General features: G+C 65.9%; 14 protein-coding genes. 3 read left to right on the forward strand and 11 right to left on the reverse strand.

Translation table 11 applies throughout. The annotated features are described in order from the left end of the window. Window positions 1–6 precede the first annotated feature (6 nt). Entirely contained in the window at window positions 7–1,431 is a 1,425-nt protein-coding gene (gene ccoN / locus ACQ5BL_RS03895; protein WP_207886522.1) for a cytochrome-c oxidase, cbb3-type subunit I, read from the reverse strand. A 120-nt stretch (window positions 1,432–1,551) separates the two neighbouring features. Between ccoN and ACQ5BL_RS03900 the strand changes: the two genes are divergently transcribed. Further along, complete coding sequence (locus ACQ5BL_RS03900; RefSeq protein ID WP_243804956.1) at window positions 1,552–2,259, forward strand: alpha/beta family hydrolase; 708 nt, start codon at window positions 1,552–1,554, stop codon at window positions 2,257–2,259. A 50-nt stretch (window positions 2,260–2,309) separates the two neighbouring features. On the opposite strand, the gene ACQ5BL_RS03905 is transcribed toward ACQ5BL_RS03900, so the two are convergent. Further along, window positions 2,310–3,875 (reverse strand): methyl-accepting chemotaxis protein, encoded by a 1,566-nt coding sequence (locus ACQ5BL_RS03905; RefSeq protein WP_243804955.1) that lies wholly within the window; start codon window positions 3,873–3,875, stop codon window positions 2,310–2,312. Between the two features lie 178 nt (window positions 3,876–4,053). Continuing rightward, window positions 4,054–6,786, reverse strand: coding sequence for an aconitate hydratase AcnA (acnA, locus tag ACQ5BL_RS03910; RefSeq protein WP_243804954.1), 2,733 nt, complete (start codon window positions 6,784–6,786; stop codon window positions 4,054–4,056). Between the two features lie 390 nt (window positions 6,787–7,176). On the opposite strand from acnA, the gene ACQ5BL_RS03915 reads away from it, so the two are divergent. Then, a complete protein-coding gene (locus tag ACQ5BL_RS03915; protein ID WP_243804953.1) occupies window positions 7,177–8,055 on the forward strand; it encodes a MaoC family dehydratase in 879 nt (292 codons plus the stop codon). 77 nt (window positions 8,056–8,132) lie between these two features. Here ACQ5BL_RS03915 and ACQ5BL_RS03920 read toward each other — a convergent pair whose 3' ends face one another. Beyond that, a complete protein-coding gene (locus ACQ5BL_RS03920) occupies window positions 8,133–9,689 on the reverse strand; it encodes an alpha/beta hydrolase (RefSeq protein WP_243804952.1) in 1,557 nt (518 codons plus the stop codon). Window positions 9,690–9,843: 154 nt separating this feature from the next. Here ACQ5BL_RS03920 and tusA point away from each other — a divergent pair, with 154 nt between their 5' ends. Next, window positions 9,844–10,083, forward strand: coding sequence for a sulfurtransferase TusA (tusA, locus tag ACQ5BL_RS03925; RefSeq protein ID WP_243804951.1), 240 nt, complete (start codon window positions 9,844–9,846; stop codon window positions 10,081–10,083). 226 nt (window positions 10,084–10,309) lie between these two features. Here the strand turns inward: tusA and ACQ5BL_RS03930 are convergent, their stop codons facing one another. From ACQ5BL_RS03930 to ACQ5BL_RS03960, 7 genes are all read right to left on the reverse strand, one after another. Continuing rightward, on the reverse strand, window positions 10,310–11,125 hold the full coding sequence (locus ACQ5BL_RS03930) for an ABC transporter permease (protein WP_243804950.1): 816 nt from the start codon (window positions 11,123–11,125) through the stop codon (window positions 10,310–10,312). Between the two features lie 12 nt (window positions 11,126–11,137). Beyond that, window positions 11,138–11,974, reverse strand: coding sequence for an ABC transporter permease (locus ACQ5BL_RS03935; protein WP_243804949.1), 837 nt, complete (start codon window positions 11,972–11,974; stop codon window positions 11,138–11,140). A 16-nt stretch (window positions 11,975–11,990) separates the two neighbouring features. Further along, window positions 11,991–13,106, reverse strand: coding sequence for an ABC transporter substrate-binding protein (locus ACQ5BL_RS03940; protein ID WP_207886530.1), 1,116 nt, complete (start codon window positions 13,104–13,106; stop codon window positions 11,991–11,993). A gap of 55 nt (window positions 13,107–13,161) precedes the next feature. Next, on the reverse strand, window positions 13,162–14,247 hold the full coding sequence (locus tag ACQ5BL_RS03945; protein WP_243804948.1) for an ABC transporter ATP-binding protein: 1,086 nt from the start codon (window positions 14,245–14,247) through the stop codon (window positions 13,162–13,164). A gap of 136 nt (window positions 14,248–14,383) precedes the next feature. Continuing rightward, window positions 14,384–15,307, reverse strand: coding sequence for a LysR substrate-binding domain-containing protein (locus ACQ5BL_RS03950; protein WP_243804947.1), 924 nt, complete (start codon window positions 15,305–15,307; stop codon window positions 14,384–14,386). 780 nt (window positions 15,308–16,087) lie between these two features. After that, window positions 16,088–17,401 carry an NAD(P)/FAD-dependent oxidoreductase gene (locus tag ACQ5BL_RS03955; protein ID WP_243804946.1) on the reverse strand — a complete coding sequence of 438 codons (1,314 nt, stop codon included), beginning with the start codon at window positions 17,399–17,401 and terminating at the stop codon, window positions 16,088–16,090. A gap of 206 nt (window positions 17,402–17,607) precedes the next feature. Next, window positions 17,608–18,972, reverse strand: coding sequence for a glutamine synthetase family protein (locus ACQ5BL_RS03960; protein WP_243804945.1), 1,365 nt, complete (start codon window positions 18,970–18,972; stop codon window positions 17,608–17,610). Between the last annotated feature and the right edge of the window lie 171 nt (window positions 18,973–19,143).

Below are 19,143 nucleotides of genomic sequence, written 5' to 3' on the forward strand. Positions count from 1 at the left end.
GTCTCCTCAGGCCATCTGCGCCGCGGCGTGCATTTCAGCCGGCTTGGCGGCTGCTACGGTGCGCCAGGTGTTGTAGGCCATGACCAGCATGCCCATCAGGAACACCGCGCCACCGATCATCCGCACGATGAAGCCGGGGTGGCCGGCGGCCAGGGCTTCGACGAAGGAGTAGGTGAGGGTGCCGTCGGCGTTCACTGCACGCCACATCAGGCCCTGGGTGATGCCGTTGACCCACATGGAGGCGATGTAGAGAACGGTGCCGATGGTGGCCAGCCAGAAGTGGGCATTGATCAGCCCCACGCTGTGCATCTGCTCGCGACCGAAGACTTTCGGGATCATGTGGTAGAGCGAGCCGATGGACACCATGGCGACCCAGCCCAGGGCGCCGGCGTGTACGTGGCCGATGGTCCAGTCGGTGTAGTGGGAGAGGGCGTTGACGGTCTTGATGGCCATCATCGGGCCTTCGAAGGTGGACATGCCGTAGAAGGCCAGGGACACCACGAGGAAGCGCAGGATCGGGTCGGTGCGCAGCTTATGCCAGGCACCGGAGAGGGTCATCATGCCGTTGATCATGCCGCCCCAGCTCGGCGCCAGCAGGATCAGGGACATCACCATGCCGAGGCTCTGCGCCCAGTCCGGCAGCGCGGTGTAGTGCAGGTGGTGCGGGCCGGCCCAGATGTAAACGGCGATCAGCGCCCAGAAGTGCACGATGGACAGGCGGTAGGAGTAGACCGGACGCTCGGCCTGCTTGGGTACGAAGTAGTACATCATCCCCAGGAAGCCGGCGGTCAGGAAGAAGCCCACGGCGTTGTGGCCGTACCACCACTGGATCATGGCGTCGGTCGCGCCCGAGTATAGCGAGTAGGACTTGGTCAGGCTGACCGGGATTTCCAGGTTGTTGACCACGTGCAGGATCGCCACGGTCAGGATGAAGCCGCCGAAGAACCAGTTGCCCACATAGATGTGCTTGGTCTTGCGCTTCAGCAGCGTGCCGAAGAAGACGATGGCGTAGGAAACCCAGACGATGGTGATCAGGATGTCGATCGGCCATTCCAGCTCGGCATATTCCTTGGAGGAAGTCAGGCCCAGCGGCAGGGTGATGGCGGCACACAGGATCACCAGCTGCCAACCCCAGAAGGTGAAGGAAGCGAGCGTGTCGGAGAACAGGCGGGTCTGGCAGGTACGCTGCACCGAGTAATAGCTGGTGGCGAACAGTGCGCAGCCGCCGAAGGCGAAGATCACCGCATTGGTATGCAGCGGGCGCAGGCGCCCGAAGCTCGTCCAGGGTAGGCCGAGGTTGAGTTCTGGCCACACCAGCTGCGCGGCGATCAGGACACCGACGGCCATGCCGACGATCCCCCACACCACTGTCATAATGGCGAACTGGCGGACCACCTTATAGTTATAAGCGGTCTGATTGGTTGTGCTCATTTATGGGCTTCCATCCACGGTTATGGGCTATGCCCATCCCGGCAGGTTTTTTACGGCTTACGGCGTATGCCGCCCCTCCCCCTTGGGATAGGTACTAATTCGGAATTAGCGGAGTGAAGGATGGATAAAGGCCCCTCGCGGAATATTGATTCCGATCAATTGCCGTCAGAAACCCGGAATGCTCCTACCTGCGGTGCTTTGTCGCTGCTGCGGAACCCGGCCGTGGGAGAGCTGTCGGCGACGCTGGTCCTTGCCCATGGCGCGGGAGCGCCGATGGACAGTCCGTTCATGGACGAGATTGCCGCGCGCCTGGCCCAGCGGGGTATCTCGGTGGTGCGCTTCGAGTTCCCCTATATGGCCATGCGGCGGGAAGATGGTCGCCGGCGTCCGCCGAACCCGCAGAAGCAGCTGCTGGAGTGCTGGCGCGCGGTCTATGCGCAGGTGCGTGCCGAGGTACCCGGCACGCTGGCCATCGGCGGCAAATCCATGGGCGGGCGCATGGCCAGCCTGCTGGCGGACGAGCTGGGCGCCGATGCGCTGGTCTGCCTGGGCTATCCCTTCTACGCCGCCGGCAAGCCGGAGAAGCCGCGCGTGGCGCACCTGGCCGAATTGACGACGCCGGCCCTGATCGTCCAGGGCGAACGCGATGCGCTGGGTGATCGACCCACGGTTGAGGGCTACGCCTTGTCGCCGGCCATCCGGCTGCACTGGCTGGCGGCTGCCGACCATGACCTCAAGCCGCTCAAGGCTTCGGGGCTGACCCATGGGCAGCATCTGGACGCGACGGCGGAGTCTGTCGGCGAATTCCTGAGGAATTTGCCCGGCTGAATGAAAAAGCCCGTCTCAAGGACGGGCTTTTTCATTCAGGTCATCGCACTTCAGCGATTGAACCGCTCCACCAGCGAATACTGGCGGTGCGCGGTCTGCGTCAGTTCCTCGCTGAGCTGCGCAGTGCGCTGTGCTTCGCCGGAAGTCTGGTCGGCCAGGTCGGCGATGGTACTGATGTTGCGATTGATCTCTTCAGCCACCGCGCTCTGTTCTTCGGCTGCGGCGGCGATCTGGGTGGTCATCTCGGTGATGTTGGCCACCGCGTCGCTGATGCCCACCAGGGCGTTGTCGGCACGCAGTACCCGCTCCACGCCTTCGTCGGCCTGACGGCGGCCGGCCTCCATTGCGCGCACAGCCTCGGTGGCGGTGTTCTGCAGGTTGGCGATCAACTGGTGGATCTGCCCGGTGGATTCGGCGGTGCGCTGGGCCAGGGAGCGGACCTCGTCGGCCACCACGGCGAAGCCCCGGCCCATTTCGCCGGCGCGGGCGGCCTCGATGGCGGCGTTGAGCGCCAGCAGGTTGGTCTGGTCGGCGATGCCCTTGATCACATCCACCACGCCGCCGATTTCATTGCTGTCGCGGGCGAGCTGGCTGACCGCTTCGCCGGTTTCGCCCACCGAGCTGGACAGGCGCTGCATGGCTTCGCGGGTTTCCGCGGCGATCAGCCGACCCTGGCTGGTCAGGTCGTTGGCCTGGCGGGTGGCGTCGGCGGTGCGCTGTACGTTGTCGGCCACTTCCTGGGTGGTGGCGGCCATCTGGTTGACCGCCGTGGCCACCTGTTCGGTCTCCTGGCGCTGGCGATCCAGGCCGGCGGAGCTGTGGTGCGCCAGGGTGTCGGCTTCGCGGGCCTGTTCGGTCAGGGATTCGGCCGTGTCCTGCAGACGGGTCAGGCAGGTTTTCAGGCGCGCTTCCTGGCTGAGGATGGACATTTCCAGCCGCGCCTGCGCGCCACGGCTGTCGGTGTACATCTGCGCGATCAGCGGATCGGAGGTGGTCTGTTCGGCCAGCTGCAGCAGACGCTTGAGGCCGCGTTGCTGCCAGCTCAGGCCAGCGAGGCCCAGCGGAATCGAGAGCAGCGCGGCGAGCAGGAAGCCCCAGTGAGAGTCCAGCCAGGCGCCGATGAGGAAGGCGATCTGGCCGATCAGGATGAACGGCAGCCAGTCCAGCAGCACGGGCAACCAGCGGTCGCGGCTGGGGATGGCCGATTTGCCGGCGTTGATTCGCGCGTACAGCGCCTCGGCGCGGCGCACCTGCTCGGCGGTGGGCTTCACCCGCACCGACTCGAAGCCGACGATTTCGTTGCGCTCGAAGACCGGCGTGACATAGGCGCTGACCCAGTAGTGGTCGCCGTTCTTGCAGCGGTTCTTGACGATGCCCATCCATGGCCGGCCCTTCTTCAGGGTGCCCCACATGTGCGCGAAGACCGCCGGCGGCACGTCCGGGTGGCGCACCAGGTTGTGCGGCGCGCCCAGCAGTTCCTCGCGGGAGAAGCCGCTGACGGCGGTGAAGGCGTCGTTGGAGTAGGTGATCACGCCACGGGCGTCGGTGGTGGAGATCAGTCGCTGGTCGGCGGGGAAGGTGCGTTCACGCTGGGTGATCGGCTGGTTGTTGCGCATGGGAGGAGAATTCCACAGCAGAAGCAAATCGCTTGGTCAGGCTATCGGCCGCCGGACCGGCAAGTTGATGGTTGTTTCGGAAAAATGTCAGAGCAGCACAGGACGATAGCTGGGTGCCATCAGTCACGGAATCCTGCGAAAGTCGCGGGCGGCCCATTGCGGGCCGCCGCGTTGGGGCTCAGATCAGGCTGCGCAGCACATAGTGGAGGATGCCGCCGGCCTTGAAGTACTCGACCTCGTTCTGGGTGTCGATGCGGCAGAGCACCTCGAAGCTGTCCTGGCTGCCGTCCTCGCGCGTCACCCCGACCTTGAGGCTCATGTGTGGCTTCAGCTCACCGGACAGCCCGCTGATGCTCAGCACTTCCTTGCCGGTCAGTTTCAGGGCCTTGCGATCCTGACCGTCCTTGAACTGCAGCGGCAGTACACCCATGCCCACCAGGTTGGAACGGTGGATGCGCTCGAAGCTCTCGGCGATCACCGCTTTCACGCCCAGCAGGTTGGTGCCCTTGGCCGCCCAGTCGCGGGACGAACCGGTGCCGTATTCCTTGCCGGCGATGATCACCAGGGGCGTGCCGTCCTGCTGATAGCGCATGGCGGCGTCGTAGATCGCCAGCTTGTCGCCGCTTGGGACGTAGAGCGTGTTGCCGCCTTCCTCGCCGCCGAGCATCTCGTTCTTGATGCGGATGTTGGCGAAGGTGCCGCGCATCATCACTTCATGGTTCCCACGCCGCGAACCGTAGGAGTTGAAATCGGCGTAGGCCACGCCGTGCTCGCTGAGGTAGCGGCCGGCGGGGCTGTCCTTCTTGATATTGCCGGCGGGGGAGATGTGGTCGGTGGTCACCGAGTCGCCCAATACCGCCAGGATGCGAGCTTTGTGGATGTCCTCGACCTTCGGCGGCGCCTCGGCGATGTGCTCGAAGAAGGGCGGGTGCTGGATATAGGTGGAATCGTCCTGCCAGGTGTAGGTCTGGGCGGCCGGCACCTGGATCGCACGCCATTTCTCGTCACCCTGGAAGACCTCGGCGTACTCCTTGTGGAACATCGCCGTGTCTACTTTCTGAATGGCCTCGGCAATTTCCTGCTGGGTTGGCCAGATGTCCTTCAGATAGACCGGCTTGCCGTCCTTGCCCATGCCCAGCGGGTCCTTGGTCAGGTCGGTGCGTACTGTGCCGGCCAGTGCGTAGGCGACCACCAATGGCGGTGAAGCCAGCCAGTTGGTCTTCACCAGCGGGTGCACGCGGCCTTCGAAGTTGCGGTTGCCCGAGAGCACCGAGGCGACGGTCAGATCGGCCTGCTGGATGGCTTTCTCGATCGGCTCCAGCAGTGGCCCGGAGTTGCCGATGCAGGTGGTGCAACCGTAGCCCACCAGATCGAAGCCCAGTTCGTCCAGATAGCGGGTCAGGCCGGCGGCGCGGAAGTAGTCGGTGACCACCTTGGAACCGGGCGCCAGTGAGCTCTTCACCCAGGGCTTGCGCTGCAGGCCCTTCTCCAGCGCCTTCTTCGCCAGCAGGCCGGCGGCCATCATCACGCTGGGGTTGGAGGTGTTGGTGCAGGAGGTGATGGCGGCGATCACCACCGCGCCGTTCTTCAGCCGATAGGTCTGGCCGTCGTGCTGGTAGTCGGCCTCGCCGGTCTGTGCCGCCGCGCCCACGGCGGTGCCACCGCCACCCTCGCTGAGCAGGCGGCCTTCCTCGGTGGCGGCGGGCTTGACCTGCAGGCCGAGGAAGTCGTCGAAGGCCTGGCTGACATGGCCAAGGGCGACGCGGTCCTGCGGGCGCTTGGGCCCGGCCAGGCTGGCCTCGACGTCGCCCATGTCCAGTTGCAGGCTGTCGGTGAACACCGGTTCGTGGCCTTTCTCGCGCCACAGGCCCTGCGCCTTGCTGTAGGCCTCCACCAGCTTGACGACTTCATCCGGGCGGCCGGACAGGCGCAGGTAGCCCAGGGTGATCTCATCCACCGGGAAGAAGCCGCAGGTAGCGCCGTATTCCGGGGCCATGTTGGCGATGGTGGCGCGGTCGGCCAGCGGCAGGTCGGCGAGGCCGTCACCGTAGAACTCGACGAATTTTCCGACTACGCCTTTCTTGCGCAGCATCTGGGTGACGGTCAGCACCAGGTCGGTGGCGGTAATGCCTTCCTTCAGCTTGCCGGTCAGCTTGAGGCCGATCACCTCGGGAATCAGCATCGACACCGGCTGGCCGAGCATGGCCGCTTCCGCCTCGATGCCGCCCACGCCCCAGCCGAGCACGCCGAGGCCGTTGATCATGGTGGTGTGCGAATCGGTGCCGACCAGGGTGTCGGGGAAGGCGTAAGTGCGACCGCCCTCGTCCTTGGTCCACACGGTGCGCCCCAGGTACTCCAGGTTGACCTGGTGGCAGATGCCGGTGCCCGGCGGTACCACGCGGAAGTTGTCGAAGGCATTCTGCCCCCAGCGCAGGAAGGCGTAGCGCTCGCCGTTGCGCTCCATCTCGATCTCGACGTTCTGGGCAAAGGCGGCCTGGCTGGCGAACTTGTCGACCATCACCGAGTGGTCGATGACCAGATCGACCGGGGAGAGCGGGTTGATTTTCTGCGGATCGCCGCCGGCCCTGGCCATGGCGTCGCGCATGGCGGCCAGGTCGACTACCGCCGGCACGCCGGTGAAGTCCTGCATCAGCACGCGGGCGGGGCGGTACTGGATCTCGCGGTCGGAGCTGCGGGTCTTGAGCCAGCCGGCCAGCGCCTTCAGATCGTCGCCGGTGACGGTGTTGTCGTCTTCCCAACGCAGCAGGTTCTCCAGCAGGACTTTCAGGGACATCGGCAGCTTGCCCAGGTCCCCCAGGCTTTTCGCCGCTTCGGGCAGGCTGTAGTAGTGGTAGGTCTTGCCGGCGACTTCCAGGGTGCGCAGGCTGTTCAGGCTATCCACGGCGGGCATGACATTCTCCTCAGGCTTGGATCGGCAGCGTGCTGCCGATACTTGGCGAAGGGTGGGCAACGTACCCTGATCCAACGCAGAAAAGTTGCGATTGGCATCGATCTCCGCCATGCAGGGTGATCGCCTCGCCAGTTGGCGGGCGTTGCACCAGAACACTCAAGCTAGACCGCTGTGCGGGGTCTTGCCATCTGTTCTGGACCGGTTGCCCGGCGTGAGGTTCCTGCCGGATGAACACCATGGCCGCATCGGCGCGATCCTCCTTGCGTCGCCTGGACAAAGGCGAGCGCCGACGACCCGCAGCTGCCTCGCGGCGCCACCCGACCTTCGGCGACTTGTCGCGCCGCGCGGCATTGCCCATGCTAGGCCGCGCGAGATCTTCCGGAGACCTTCGTGAAGCGAAAGTTGCCCTCCCTGCTGGGCAGTTACAGCCGCATGCTGCTGCCGCGCCGTGGCCTGGGCCAGGGCGAGCGCGTCCCCTACCTGGCGATGGACAGCCGCACCCTGCAGTTCGACCTGCGCCACCTGCGCGCCTACCGCCAGCACTTCGGCCTCGACCCGGCGCTGGGTGTGCCGCTGCTCTATCCGCAGGTGATCAGCCTGCCGTTGCACCTGCGCCTGCTCAGCCGTTCGCGCATGCCGCTCTCGGTAATCGGGCTGATCCACCTGCGCAGCCATATCCAGCGCTACCGCATGCTCGACGAGCACGAACCACTGCAGTTCGACTGCCGCATCCTCACCAGCCGGCGCAGTGCACTAGGCCTGGAGGTGGATGTGGTGACCGAAGCCTGGCATCACGACATGCTCTACTGGCAGTCGATCACCACCTACCTGCGTCGCGGCGATTTCCTCGAGCCTGGCACCGAGCCCGACCCACTGCCGGAGCGTGCCCAGTGGCATACCCTGGAAGCGCCGATCCATGCCGGCGTGCAATGGCGCGTGCCGAAGATCGTCGGCTGGCGCTATGCGGGGTTGAGCGGCGACTTCAATCCGTTGCACCTGTCGCGGCTGATGGCTTCTCACTATGGCTTCGGCAAGCCCTTTGCCCATGGCATGTGGGGGTTGGCGCGCAGCCTGACCGGACGGCGTCTGGCGGAGAATGTGCGCCTGGATGCGCACTTCAAGGCGCCGTTGCCGCTGGGCAGCCAGGTGAAACAGAGCTACCGCCGGCTGGGCACGAAGGAGCAGTGGGCGCTGCTGCCCGCCGAGGGAGAGGGCGAGCCGATGCTGCTGGCGCAGCTGGATGAGGCGCCGGACGGGCCGTTGCGCTGATCCCCCGTCGAACGCCAAAGCCCTTGTAGGAGCGCCCCATGGGTGCGATCACGGGCATGGCCCGCTCCTACAGGGAATCAGCGGTTTTCGGCCATCCGTGGTTGCAACGGCATGAGGCTCGGCAACTGCACCTCTCCCCGTAATTCCACCGGCGAAATCCGCCAGGAACTGTTGAATAGGTACTGGCCGCTGAAGCCGCTCACCAGCAGTCCGATCTCATCCCCCGGCGCCAGGCTGGCGCTGACCGCGTTCAGGCGCGTGCTGCCCTGGTTCGCCAGCGGCTTCACCTGCTCATCCAGCCGCCGGGTTTGCCCGCCAGCGCTGCGAATCGCCATCGAGACGAACACTTGCGCGTCGGGCCGCTCGGCCAGGGGCTGCGTCAGGCGGATTTCAGCGCTGCCGAGCAGGGCGCTGTTCTCGCTGACTCGCTGCAAGGGGATGAACCGGGACGGTTGCAGCAGGCCGCTCAGCGCAGGGCGGATTGCCGTGGCCGGCAGCGCCACGGTCGGGCCGGGTGGTGGCAGTTCGTTCAGTGCCACGCCCTGGTCCAGGTCCAGGCTGATGCATAGGTCCGGCACGCTGTCGGCGGCACCGGCGCGGCCGCGCAGCTTCTCTTCGTACCAAGCGACGATGCCCTGGTAGAGATTGATGGCGCGTGGGCCGCAATGGATCACCGGCTCGTTGTTGAAGGGTGGCAATCCACTCCAGGCTTGCATCGGCGGCGGCAGGATATGCCCGCCCTGCATGCCCAGCAGGCGCACGTCGGCGGGGCCCTGCTTGAGGCACTGGCGAATCTGCAGGCCCTGGTCGAGCGGGAACAGCGTATCGCGCATACCCTGGATCAGCAGCGCGTCGGCGTGGGGGCGACGGCCCTCGGCGCAGTAACGCGCCAGGCTGTGGTCGTGCAGTTCGGCTTGTACCGGCCCGGCCATACGTCCGCCCGCGGTGTGCAGGTAGTCGGCCTGGACGAACTTGCCCAGGTCGTAGCCGGTGGCCAGGCCCAGGCTGACCAGTACGCCGCCCCAGCCGATCTTCAGCTGGCCGTCCGGTGCCAGGGCGTCGGCCAGGTCGTACCAGGTGGCGATGGGGACGATGGCGTCGATGCGTGGGTCGTCCGCCGAGGCGAGCAACTGCACCGCGCCGCCGTAGCTCTCGCCGAGCATGCCGACGCGCGGGTCGTTCGGTCCGTCCATGACCAGACGCGGCAGGTGTGCGGCGGCCCAGTCGATCACCGCGCTGGCGTCCTGCACCTCGAATTGCGGGTTCATCATCTCGATGCGCCCGTCGCTGCCGCCCCAGCCGCGCTGGTCGTAGCTGACCACCCAGTAGCCGGCCTTCCACGCCTTGAGCGCGGCGCGCCCGGACATCATGGTCTTGCCGTAGAAACCGTCCGGCCCGGTGACCCGCCAACCGCCCCAGCCGTGGGTGTGAACGATCAGCGGGGCGGTCTCGCCGGCCCTCAGCGCGGGCTGGAAGACCGTGGCGGAAAGCTTCGTGCCGTCACGGGCGGTGATGACGGCCTCGAACCAGGTGGCCGGCAGGTCCTTGCCGGCGCTGGTACTGAAATCGGGAATCTGGTCGCGGGCGGCACAGCCGGCGAGCAGCAGGGCGAACAGGCAGAAGAGGGCGCGCATCGACACTCCTGTCGAGAAGGGCGGATGCGCCAGCATGCCCGTCGCCCGCGCTACTCACCGCCCAACCAAGGTTCGGTGACCCGGACGGACGCAGGGTGACCGATCGGTGCGCTTTGGGCGACAATGCCCGCATTCGCTTTTCTGGAGTTTCCCGATGTCCCTGCCTGTCGACGCGATTCTCGACGCCACCGGCCTGAACTGCCCCGAGCCGGTCATGATGCTGCACAACAAGGTGCGCGACCTGCCTGCCGGCGGCCTGCTCAAGGTGATCGCCACCGACCCGTCCACCCGCCGCGATATTCCCAAGTTCTGCGTGTTCCTCGGGCATGAGCTGGTGGAGCAGCAGGAAGAGGCGGGGACCTACCTGTACTGGATTCGCAAGAAGGCGGAGTGATCCGCCTGGCACCTATTTCGCGGGTTTCGTGTAGGAGCGGGCCATGCCCGCGATCCGCCGGCAGGGCCGGCGTCCGACATACCCGCGCAAACCATCGGTAATCAAGTGATGGTCTGGATGACGCCGCGACGGATTTCGCGGACAAGGTCCGCTCCTACAGGTGTTTCCCGTCACGGCTTGGCGTGCGGCAGGTCGCGGGCATGGCCCGCTCCTACAAGGGTACTTCTCAGCTTCCCGCCGGCCGCGCCGCGAGCTTCTGGGCGACCATCCGCCCGATCAGCGCGACGAAGGTCAGGGCGATCAGCACCACCGAGATGGCCGCAACGGCCGGGTCGATGTTGTCGCGCAGGCCCGACCAGATCTGCCGGGGCAGGGTGTTCACCTCGGTGCTGGTGACGAACAGGGTCACTGCGATCTCCTCCCAGGACAGCGCGAAGCACAGCAGCGCGGTGCTCGCCACGCCCAGCTTGAGGTTCGGCAGCACCACCATGAAGGTGGTCTGGCCCAGGCTCGCGCCGAGGTTGCGCGCGGCCAGTTCGATGCGCCGGTCCAGTTGGCTCAGCGCCACCAGCATGGTCACCACGCCGTAGGGCACCACCATCACGATGTGCGCGATGGTCAGGCCGAACAGGGTGTCGTAGCCCAGGCCGGGAGCGAACTGGCTGACCTTGGTTTCCATGAAGTACAGGACCATCGCCGAGATCATCGGCGGGATCGCCATGGGCAGCAGCACCAGGCTGATCAACAGGGTCGCCAGGCGCGAGCGCAGGTACCAGATGCCGAGGCTGAAGCTCACCGCCAGCGCCGTTGCGATGACGCAGGTGGCAGTGGCGACGATCAGGCTCTGGCTGATCGCCGAGAGCCATTCGGGGCTGTCCAGCAGCGCCTGGTAGTGGCGCAGCGACCAGTTGCCGTTGGGCATCGACAGGAAGCGCTTGCTGGTGAAGGACACCGGGATCACCGCCAGCAGCGGGAAGACCATGAAGATCATCGCCATGGTCGCCAGCAGGCGGCTCGGTGCCTTGGTTTCGTGCGAGTTCATGTCTGCGGCTCCTTATCCCACCAGCTTGTCGACGCGGGTCATGCGCAGCAGCGCCCAGATCATCCCGCTCACCAGCATCAGCAGCACCACCGACAGCGCGGCGCCCAGGCCCCAGTTGCTGGTCTGGAACATCTGCAGGTAGACGTATTCGGCCACCATCACCGTCTGCCCGCCGCCGAGGATCGCCGGGGTGATGAAGAAGCCCAGGCAGAACACGAAGACAATGATGAAGGCGCCGAGAATGCCGGGAACGGTCTGCGGCACGAAGATGCTCCAGAAGGTGCGCAGTTGCCCGGCGCCCAGTCCGCGCGCGGCCAGCAGCACGCGCGGGTCGAGCCGACGCATGGTGGAGACCAGCGGGAACAGGGCGAAGGGCACCATGAAGTGGACCATGCCGATCACCACCCCCAGCTCGTTGCGCGTCAACTGCAACGGTTCGCTGATGATCCCCAGGTTCTGCAACCAGCCATTGAGCAGGCCGTTGCTGCGCAGGGCGATCAGCCAGCCGAAGGCGCGTACCAGCACCGACAGCCAGAACGGGATGAACACGCAGATTTCCACCACGCGCTGCCAGAACGGCGGGCTGTACACCCAGCAGTAGGCCATCAGGTAGGCGATCACCAGCGACACCACGCTGACCGTGGCGCACAGGCGGAAGGTCCGCCAGAGCACGTCGTGAATCGCCGGGTCGGTGATGATCCGCTGGTACTGCTCGATCCCCGGCTCCGGCAGGGTGAAGCTCCAGCCGAGCACGCCGAGGAAGGGCAGTACGTAGAACAGGATCAGTACGACCGGCAGCGGCAGCAGTAGCGCGCCCAGCTTCAGCCGCGAGGGGGCGTTATCGGCCATGGTCCGGCGCTCCGCGTCACTTGGAAATGTGGGTCAGGTACTGCTCCAGGGTCGCCCCGTAGTGGTCGGTGTACCACTCGTGGCTGAGCATGATCTGCTTGGGCAGGTTCGACGGATCGGTGCAGTTCAGGTGACGGCGGTCTTCCGGGATCAGCGTGGCGGCGGCGGGGTTGGCCGGGCCGTTGCCGAACATCTTGAACAGTTCGACCTGGGATTGCGGGTCCTGGGCGTAGGCGATGAACTTCATGGCCGCCTCGGTGCCCGCGGGGTTGCCCTTGAGCACGCCCCAGTTGCTGCAGCCGAGCAGGGCGTTGTCGAAGGTCCACTTGATGCGGTTTTCGCTGTCCTCGCTGATCACCTGGGCACGGGTGTTCCAGATGGCGCCCATGGACACTTCGCCTTCCATCAGCAGCTGCTGGGTTTCCGCGCCCGAGCCCCAGAAGGACAGCACGTGGGGTTTGAGTTCCTCGATCTTCTTCAGCGCGCGCGGCACGTCCAGCGGATAGAGCTTGTCCGGAGTGACACCATCGGCCAGTAACGCGGCCTCCAGCATGCCGTTCATCCACTTGTAGAGGGTGCGTTTGCCGGGGAAGGTCTTCACGTCCCAGAAGTCCGCCCAGGTCTTGGGCGCCTTGTCGCCGAAACGTTCACTGTCATAGGCGATCACGTAGCTGAGCATGTAGTCGGCGATGCCGTATTCGTAGGCGAAGCCCGGCAGCACCTTGTCCTTGGACACCACGTTGTAGTCGATGGGCTGTACCAGGCCTTCCTTGCCGAGGATCTGCAGGACCGAGCTTTCCGCGTCGACCACGTCCCAGCTCACCCTGCCGCTGGACAGCTGGGTGCGGATGGCGCCCTCGGTGGGGCCGCTGCCGTCGATTTTGGTCGGGATGCCGGTGGCCTTCGAGAAGCCCTCGGTCCAGGCCTTGCCGAACGCCTTGATCGCGTCGCCGCCCCAGTTCACCACCACCAGCGGCTTGTCGCCGGCGGCGAAGCTGACGCCGCTGCGCAGCGCCAGCGGCAGGGCGGCCATCAGGCCCATGCCCTTGAGGAAGGTGCGGCGGTCGATCTGCCCGCGGCGGGCTTTTTCGATGAGGACTTCGATGCAGTCTTGCTGGTGCGGATTGAACATGAGTGCAACTCCCGGTCGGAAGGGATGGCGAAAGGGGACGAACGCGTGCGTTGGCTCAGGCCAGCAGCAAACTCTTTTCGATGGGCCAGCTCAGCCAGACCTTCGCGCCGTGTTCCAGGCGCGAGGCCTGGTGGTCGGCGTGCACCGCCAGGCTCATGGGCAAGGCGCCCTCGGCGGCGGTGGCCAGGCCCAGCTCGGTGCTGGCGCCCTGGTAGGTCTTGGCGGTGAGCACGGCCTGCACTACGTTGTGGCCGGCGGCGGTCGGCGGCGCGCTGTGCAGTTGCATGTGCTCCGGACGCACCGCCAGCAGCGGGGCGGCGGCCTGCAGGGCGGGCGAGTATTCGGCGCGCAGCTCGGCTTCTCCGTAGCGCCCGCAGGCCAGCTCGCCGGCGCGGCCCACCTGGGTCAGCGGGAACAGGTTCATCTTGCCGAGGAACTCGGCGACGAAGCGGTTGTTCGGCTGGTTGTAGATGGTTTCCGGCGTGTCGACCTGGGCCAGTTGGCCGCGATTGAAGATGGCGATGCGGGTTGACAGGGCGAGGGCTTCGTTCTGGTCGTGGGTGACGAAGACGAAGGTGGTGCCGACCTGGCGGTGGATGCGCTGCAGTTCCGCCTGCAGCTGTTCGCGCAGGTTCTTGTCCAGGGCCGAGAGGGGTTCGTCGAGGAGCAGCATGTCCGGTTCGAACACCAGGGCGCGGGCGATGGCCACGCGCTGCTGCTGGCCGCCGGAGAGTTCGCCGGGGCGCTTGCCCAGGTGCTCGCCCAGGCCGACCACTTCGAGCATGCGGCGCACGCGGCGGTTGCGCTCTTCGGCCTTCACGCCGCGAATCTTCAGCGGGAAGCCGACGTTGTCCTCGATGGTCATGTGCGGGAACAGGGCGTAGCCCTGAAACACCATGCCGAAGTTGCGCTTTTCGGCGGGGCGTCGGGTGATGTCGACGCCGCCTTCTTCCAGCTTGCCGCGGGACGGGTCCTGGAAGCCGGCGAGGATCATCAGGAAGGTGGTCTTGCCCGAGCCGGACGGGCCGAGGAGGGTGAGGAACTCGCCCTGCTGGATATCGATGGATACGGCGTCCAGCGCGTTGAAACTTCCGTAGCTCTTGCCGATGCCGATGGCACGAAGTTGGGGCTGTCGCTCCACTGCACTTACCTCGAGTTTCTTGTTCTTGTTCGAGAGGTCGCCGGGTGAGGGGTAAAAATCAGCGGCCTTTTTTTAATGCAGTATTGTTAAATCTCTGTCCGCTTCAATCGCGTTTTTTTGCCCTCATTGTTCGAAATCATTCACCAATCATCAGGTTGCGACCGCCCTTGCGGAACTGCTCGGACATGCGCAATTCCGCCTTCATCCAGGTCTTGAAGGCCTGCACGTCGGGACGTTCGGTCTTGGCCGGGTCGGTAACGAAGTAGTAGCGGTTGGGCGGCTCGATGGCGACGTTGAACAGCCGCACCAGTTGCCCCTTGGCCATGGCGTCGCCGCTGACCAGCGCATCGCCCATGGCCACGCCTTGCCCGGCGATGGCCGCCGATTGCACCAGGTGCGCGTCGGAGAAGACGATGCCGTTGCGCACGTTGAGGTCGCGCACGCCGGCGGCGGCGGCCCAGAGCAGCCAGTCGGAGTGGTCGACCATGTGCAGGAACGGCAGGCTGGCGAGGTCTTCCGGCGAATCCAGGCCGCCGATGGAATTGAGCAGCGACGGGCTGCACACCGGAAAGGTGTCGAGGGTGGCGATCAGGTCGACGTGCAGGTCCGTCCAGTCGCCCACGCCGTAGGCGATGAACAGGTCGACGTCGCGGTTGGAGACGTCGTCGGGAATTCGTGGCGCGACCAGGTTCAGCTCCACCTGCGGGTGAGCGCGCTGGAACTTGCCGATCTGGTGGCACAGCCAGTAGGTGGCGAAGCCCGGTGTGCAGCTCACGCACAGGCGGCCGGAGACTTCCTCGGCGTTGGCGAAGCGCCGTGCCTCGTTGAGGATCGCCAGGGCGCGCTGGGTTTCCCGGGCGAAGCATTCGCCGTGGTAGGTGAGGGCGATGCCGCGGCCGACTCGCTCGGTAAGCGGGATGCCCAGGCAGTCCTCCAGGCTGTGCAACTGGTGGCTGACGGCGCTGCGGGTCAGGCTCAGTTCGCTGGCTGCGCCGGACAGGCTGCCCAGGCGGGCGACGGCGTCCAGCACGCGCAAGGCGGTCATCGAGGGGAAACGCATGGCTCGCTCCAATTTCGAAGTGGAGCCTTTATCCCTGAGCGGGGCGGTGGTGTCGAGTGGGGCGGGTGCGGGAGGAAAGTAGCCGTGAGGTTTTTGTAGGGCATGAAGTGTCTACGTTCCTGGCGCCCCTTTTGCGCATATCGCGGACGGAGTCCGCTCCTACGTGGGCGCATGACGCCGGTGTTCGCAGGGAGCGCCGAGTCATCCGCGATGGATTTCGCGGACAGGGTCCGCTCCTGCGGGGGAATACCGTGCCGTGCGGTTCGCGAGCAAGCTCGCTCCTACGAAGAGCCCATATCTCCGGCTTTTGGTTTTGCTCTGAAGACTTCCAGTGAAACATCCGCGCACTCCGAGCGCCCCTTCAGGAGGCCGAGTGGAATCGGAGTTTCAGGGGTTGAGCGGCATGGATGCCGCGAGAGCCGCGATGGGCCAGGGATGGCCCTTCGCGGCGTGCCCCTGAAACTCCGATGGAGCGAGGGAACCCCGGCGAAGCCGGGGCCGGATGCAGGGGCAAGACCTTTGGTTACTTTCTGGCGTTTGAGAAAGTAACTCGCCCGAGGGGGCGAAACAAAATCTCTCAGCACACGCCGAAGCGGCGCAGAAACACCCACCCCCGATTCGGCGGATAACGCCTTAGGCGTTATTCGCCCTACGAAGAGCAAGAGCATCGCGGACAGAGTCCGCTCCTACGAGAGCAGAAATCCCGGCGCTGGCCTGTAGGAGCGCCCCATGGGCGCGATCGCGGCATGGCCCGCTCCTACAGGGGAGTTCAGCCGGTTGTCAGCGCAACTTCTCCATCATCTGGTAGTACCACATCCCCGCCGCCAGCATCGGATTGCCGAACACGTCGCCCATGGGCACGCGGATGTGCTTGCACTGGGCGAAGGTGTCGAACTTCTCCAGATCGCCGGTCATCGCCGTGGCCATGATCTCGCCCATGATGTGGGTGGTTGCCACGCCGTGGCCGGAGTAGCCCTGGCAGTACCAGACGTTCTCCGACAGCTTGCCCAGCTGCGGGATGCGGTTCATCACGATGCCCATGGCGCAGCTCCACTGGAACTCGATGTCCACGCCCTTGAGCGCCGGGAAGGTGCGCTCGATGCACGGGCGCAGCTCGCCGGCGATGTCGCGCGAGTCGCGGCCGGAGTAGTTGGCGCCGCCGCCGAACAGCAGGCGGCCGTCGCCGGTCATGCGGTAGTAGTCGAGCACGAAGCGGCAATCGTAGACCGCCAGGTCCTGCGGGTTGATGCGCTTGGCCAGCTCGCCCAGCGGCTTGGTCGTGACGATGCCGCCCATGGCCGGGAAGATCATGCCCTTGAGCTGCTTGCGTTCCAGCTTGTGGTAGACGTCGCCGGCCAGCATCACCTGCGCGGCGTTGATCCGCCCGCCCGAGGTGACCACCGCCGGGCGCGGGCCGTGGACGATGTCCAGCACCTCGGAGTGCTCGAAGATCAGCGCGCCCAGGCTGGCGGCGGCCTTGGCCTCGCCGATGCACAGGTTGAGCGGGTGCAGGTGCATGTTGCGGGTGTTCTTGATGGCGCCGCAGTAGAGGTCGGACTCCAGGTGCGCGCGCACGCCGGCGCCGTCCAGCAGGGTGATCTCGTCGCCCAGGCCACGGCGCTTGGCTTCGTCGTAGGAAGCCTTCAGCTCGTCCATGTGCGAGGGTTTCATCGCCGCGTGCAGGTGGCCGAACTTCAGGTCGCACTGGATGCCGTACTTCTCCACGCGACTCTTGATGATCTCGTGGCCGCGCCAGCGCAGGTGCCAGATGAAGTCGTCGACGTCGTCGCCCAGCCACTGGCGCATCTGCTTGCTCATGGCGGCGTCGCCCGAGAGGCTGCCGGTGACCTGTCCGCCGTTGCGCCCGCTGGCGCCCCAGCCGACCTTGTTGGTCTCGACGATGGCCACCTTGTAGCCGCGCTCGGCCAGCTCCACGGCAGTGGCGACACCGGTGAAGCCGCCGCCGATGATGGCGATGTCGACGTTCACCTCGCCTTGCAGCGTGGGGTAGCTGGTTTCCTCGTTGAGGCTGGCGGAGTAGTAGGACTTCGCGCGCTCGGGGGCGGGAGTGGCGGGTTTCAGTGCAGCGTTCATTTCGGTGTTCCTGTTGTTATTCGTTTCCCCTCACCCTAGCCCTCTCCCGGAGGGAGAGGGGACGGTTCGGTGCGGGCTGTGAATTCGGTTTTTGCCGGGCGTTTCAGTGAGCGCAGGGCTCATCTCGGCACATTCGGCCCCCTCTCCCGCTTGCGGGAGAGGGCTGGGGTGAGGGGCTCTTGAGTAAGCGCCTCAACAGCGCACTCTCACGCCTGCGTCAGATACCACCGCCAGTCCTGCTCGCCGACCTCACCCATGAACTGGCGGTACTCGGCCTGCTTCACTTTCAGATAGACCCCGAGGAATTCATGCCCCAGCGCATCGCGTGCCCAGCTGGAGCGCTCCAGCGCGCGCAGCGACGTCAGCCAGTCGGTAGGCAGCAGCTCCTTGGCCTGGGCATAGCCGTTGCCTTCCACCGGCGCGCCCGGATCGATGGCCTCGCGGATGCCGCGATGGATGCCGGCGAGAATGCCGGCGGCGGCCAGATAAGGGTTGGCGTCGGCGCCGCAGATACGGTGCTCCACGTGGCGGGTATGCGCCGGGCCGCCCGGAACGCGCAGGCTCACGGTGCGGTTGTCGCAGCCCCAGGTTGGCGCCAGCGGCGCATAGCTGTTGGCCTGGAAGCGGCGGTAGGAGTTAGCGTTGGGGCAGAACAGCAGCAGCGAGTCGAGCAGGCTTTTCAGCATGCCGCCCACGGCCTGGCGCAGCAGCGGCGTACCGGCTGGGTCTTCGCTGGCGAACAGGTTGTTGCCCTCGGCGTCGGCCAGCGAGACGTGCATGTGCATGCCGGTGCCGGCCAGGTCGTCGAACGGCTTGGCCATGAAGCACGCCTGCATGCCGTGCTTGTGCGCCACGCCTTTCACCAGGCGCTTGTAGCGCACGGCCTGGTCCATGGCGAGCAGCGCTTCGCCGTGCTCCAGGGTGATCTCCACCTGGCCCGGTGCGTATTCGGAAATCGCCGTGCGCGCCGGAATGCCCTGGGCCTTGCACGCCGCATAGAGGTCGGCGAGGAAAGGCTCGATCTGCTCCAGCTCGCGCAGGCCGTACACCTGGGTAGCGCGCGGGCGGCCACCGTCGGCATCCAGCGCCGGTTGCGGGCGGCCGTTGGCGTCGCGCTTGGCGTCCAGCAGGTAGAACTCCAGCTCGCAGGCCATCACCGGGTGGAAGCCTTCGGCTTTCAGTTGGTCGATCACATGGATCAGCACATGGCGCGGGTCGGCGATGTCCGCCGGTTTGCCTTCCACGGGGTGCATGCTGACCTGCACCGCCGCCGTGGGAATCTGCCGCCAGGGCAGGCGTACCAGGCTGCCGGCCAGCGGGTAGGCGCGGCAGTCGATATCGCCGACGTCCCAGACCAGCCCGGAGTCCTCCACATCCTCGCCATGGAGGGTGAGCCCGAGGATGGTGCTGGGCAGCGGCCGGCCGGACTGGTACACGGCGAGCAGTTCCTCGCGGTGCAGCAGCTTACCGCGCGGCACGCCGTTGGCGTCGAGGATGAACAGCTCGACCATTTCGATATCGGGGTTCTGGGCCAGGAAATCCTGGGCTTCTTGCACGGAGGCGAAATTCATGGGGCTCTCGATAGCATCCAGGCGGATGCGCTGACGACCTGCAGGCCAGGGCCGCACCACGGGTGCGGGGATAAAAGGCAGGCAAGCGATGCAACGGGTTACGTCTTGTTCGAGGAGGGCGCATGCCCCCCTTGAGCGTAGTTCCGTCGATGGCGTTCGGGCGCGGCGGCC

The organism is Pseudomonas sp. B1-22, assembly GCF_050474425.1.
Lineage (GTDB): Bacteria > Pseudomonadota > Gammaproteobacteria > Pseudomonadales > Pseudomonadaceae > Pseudomonas.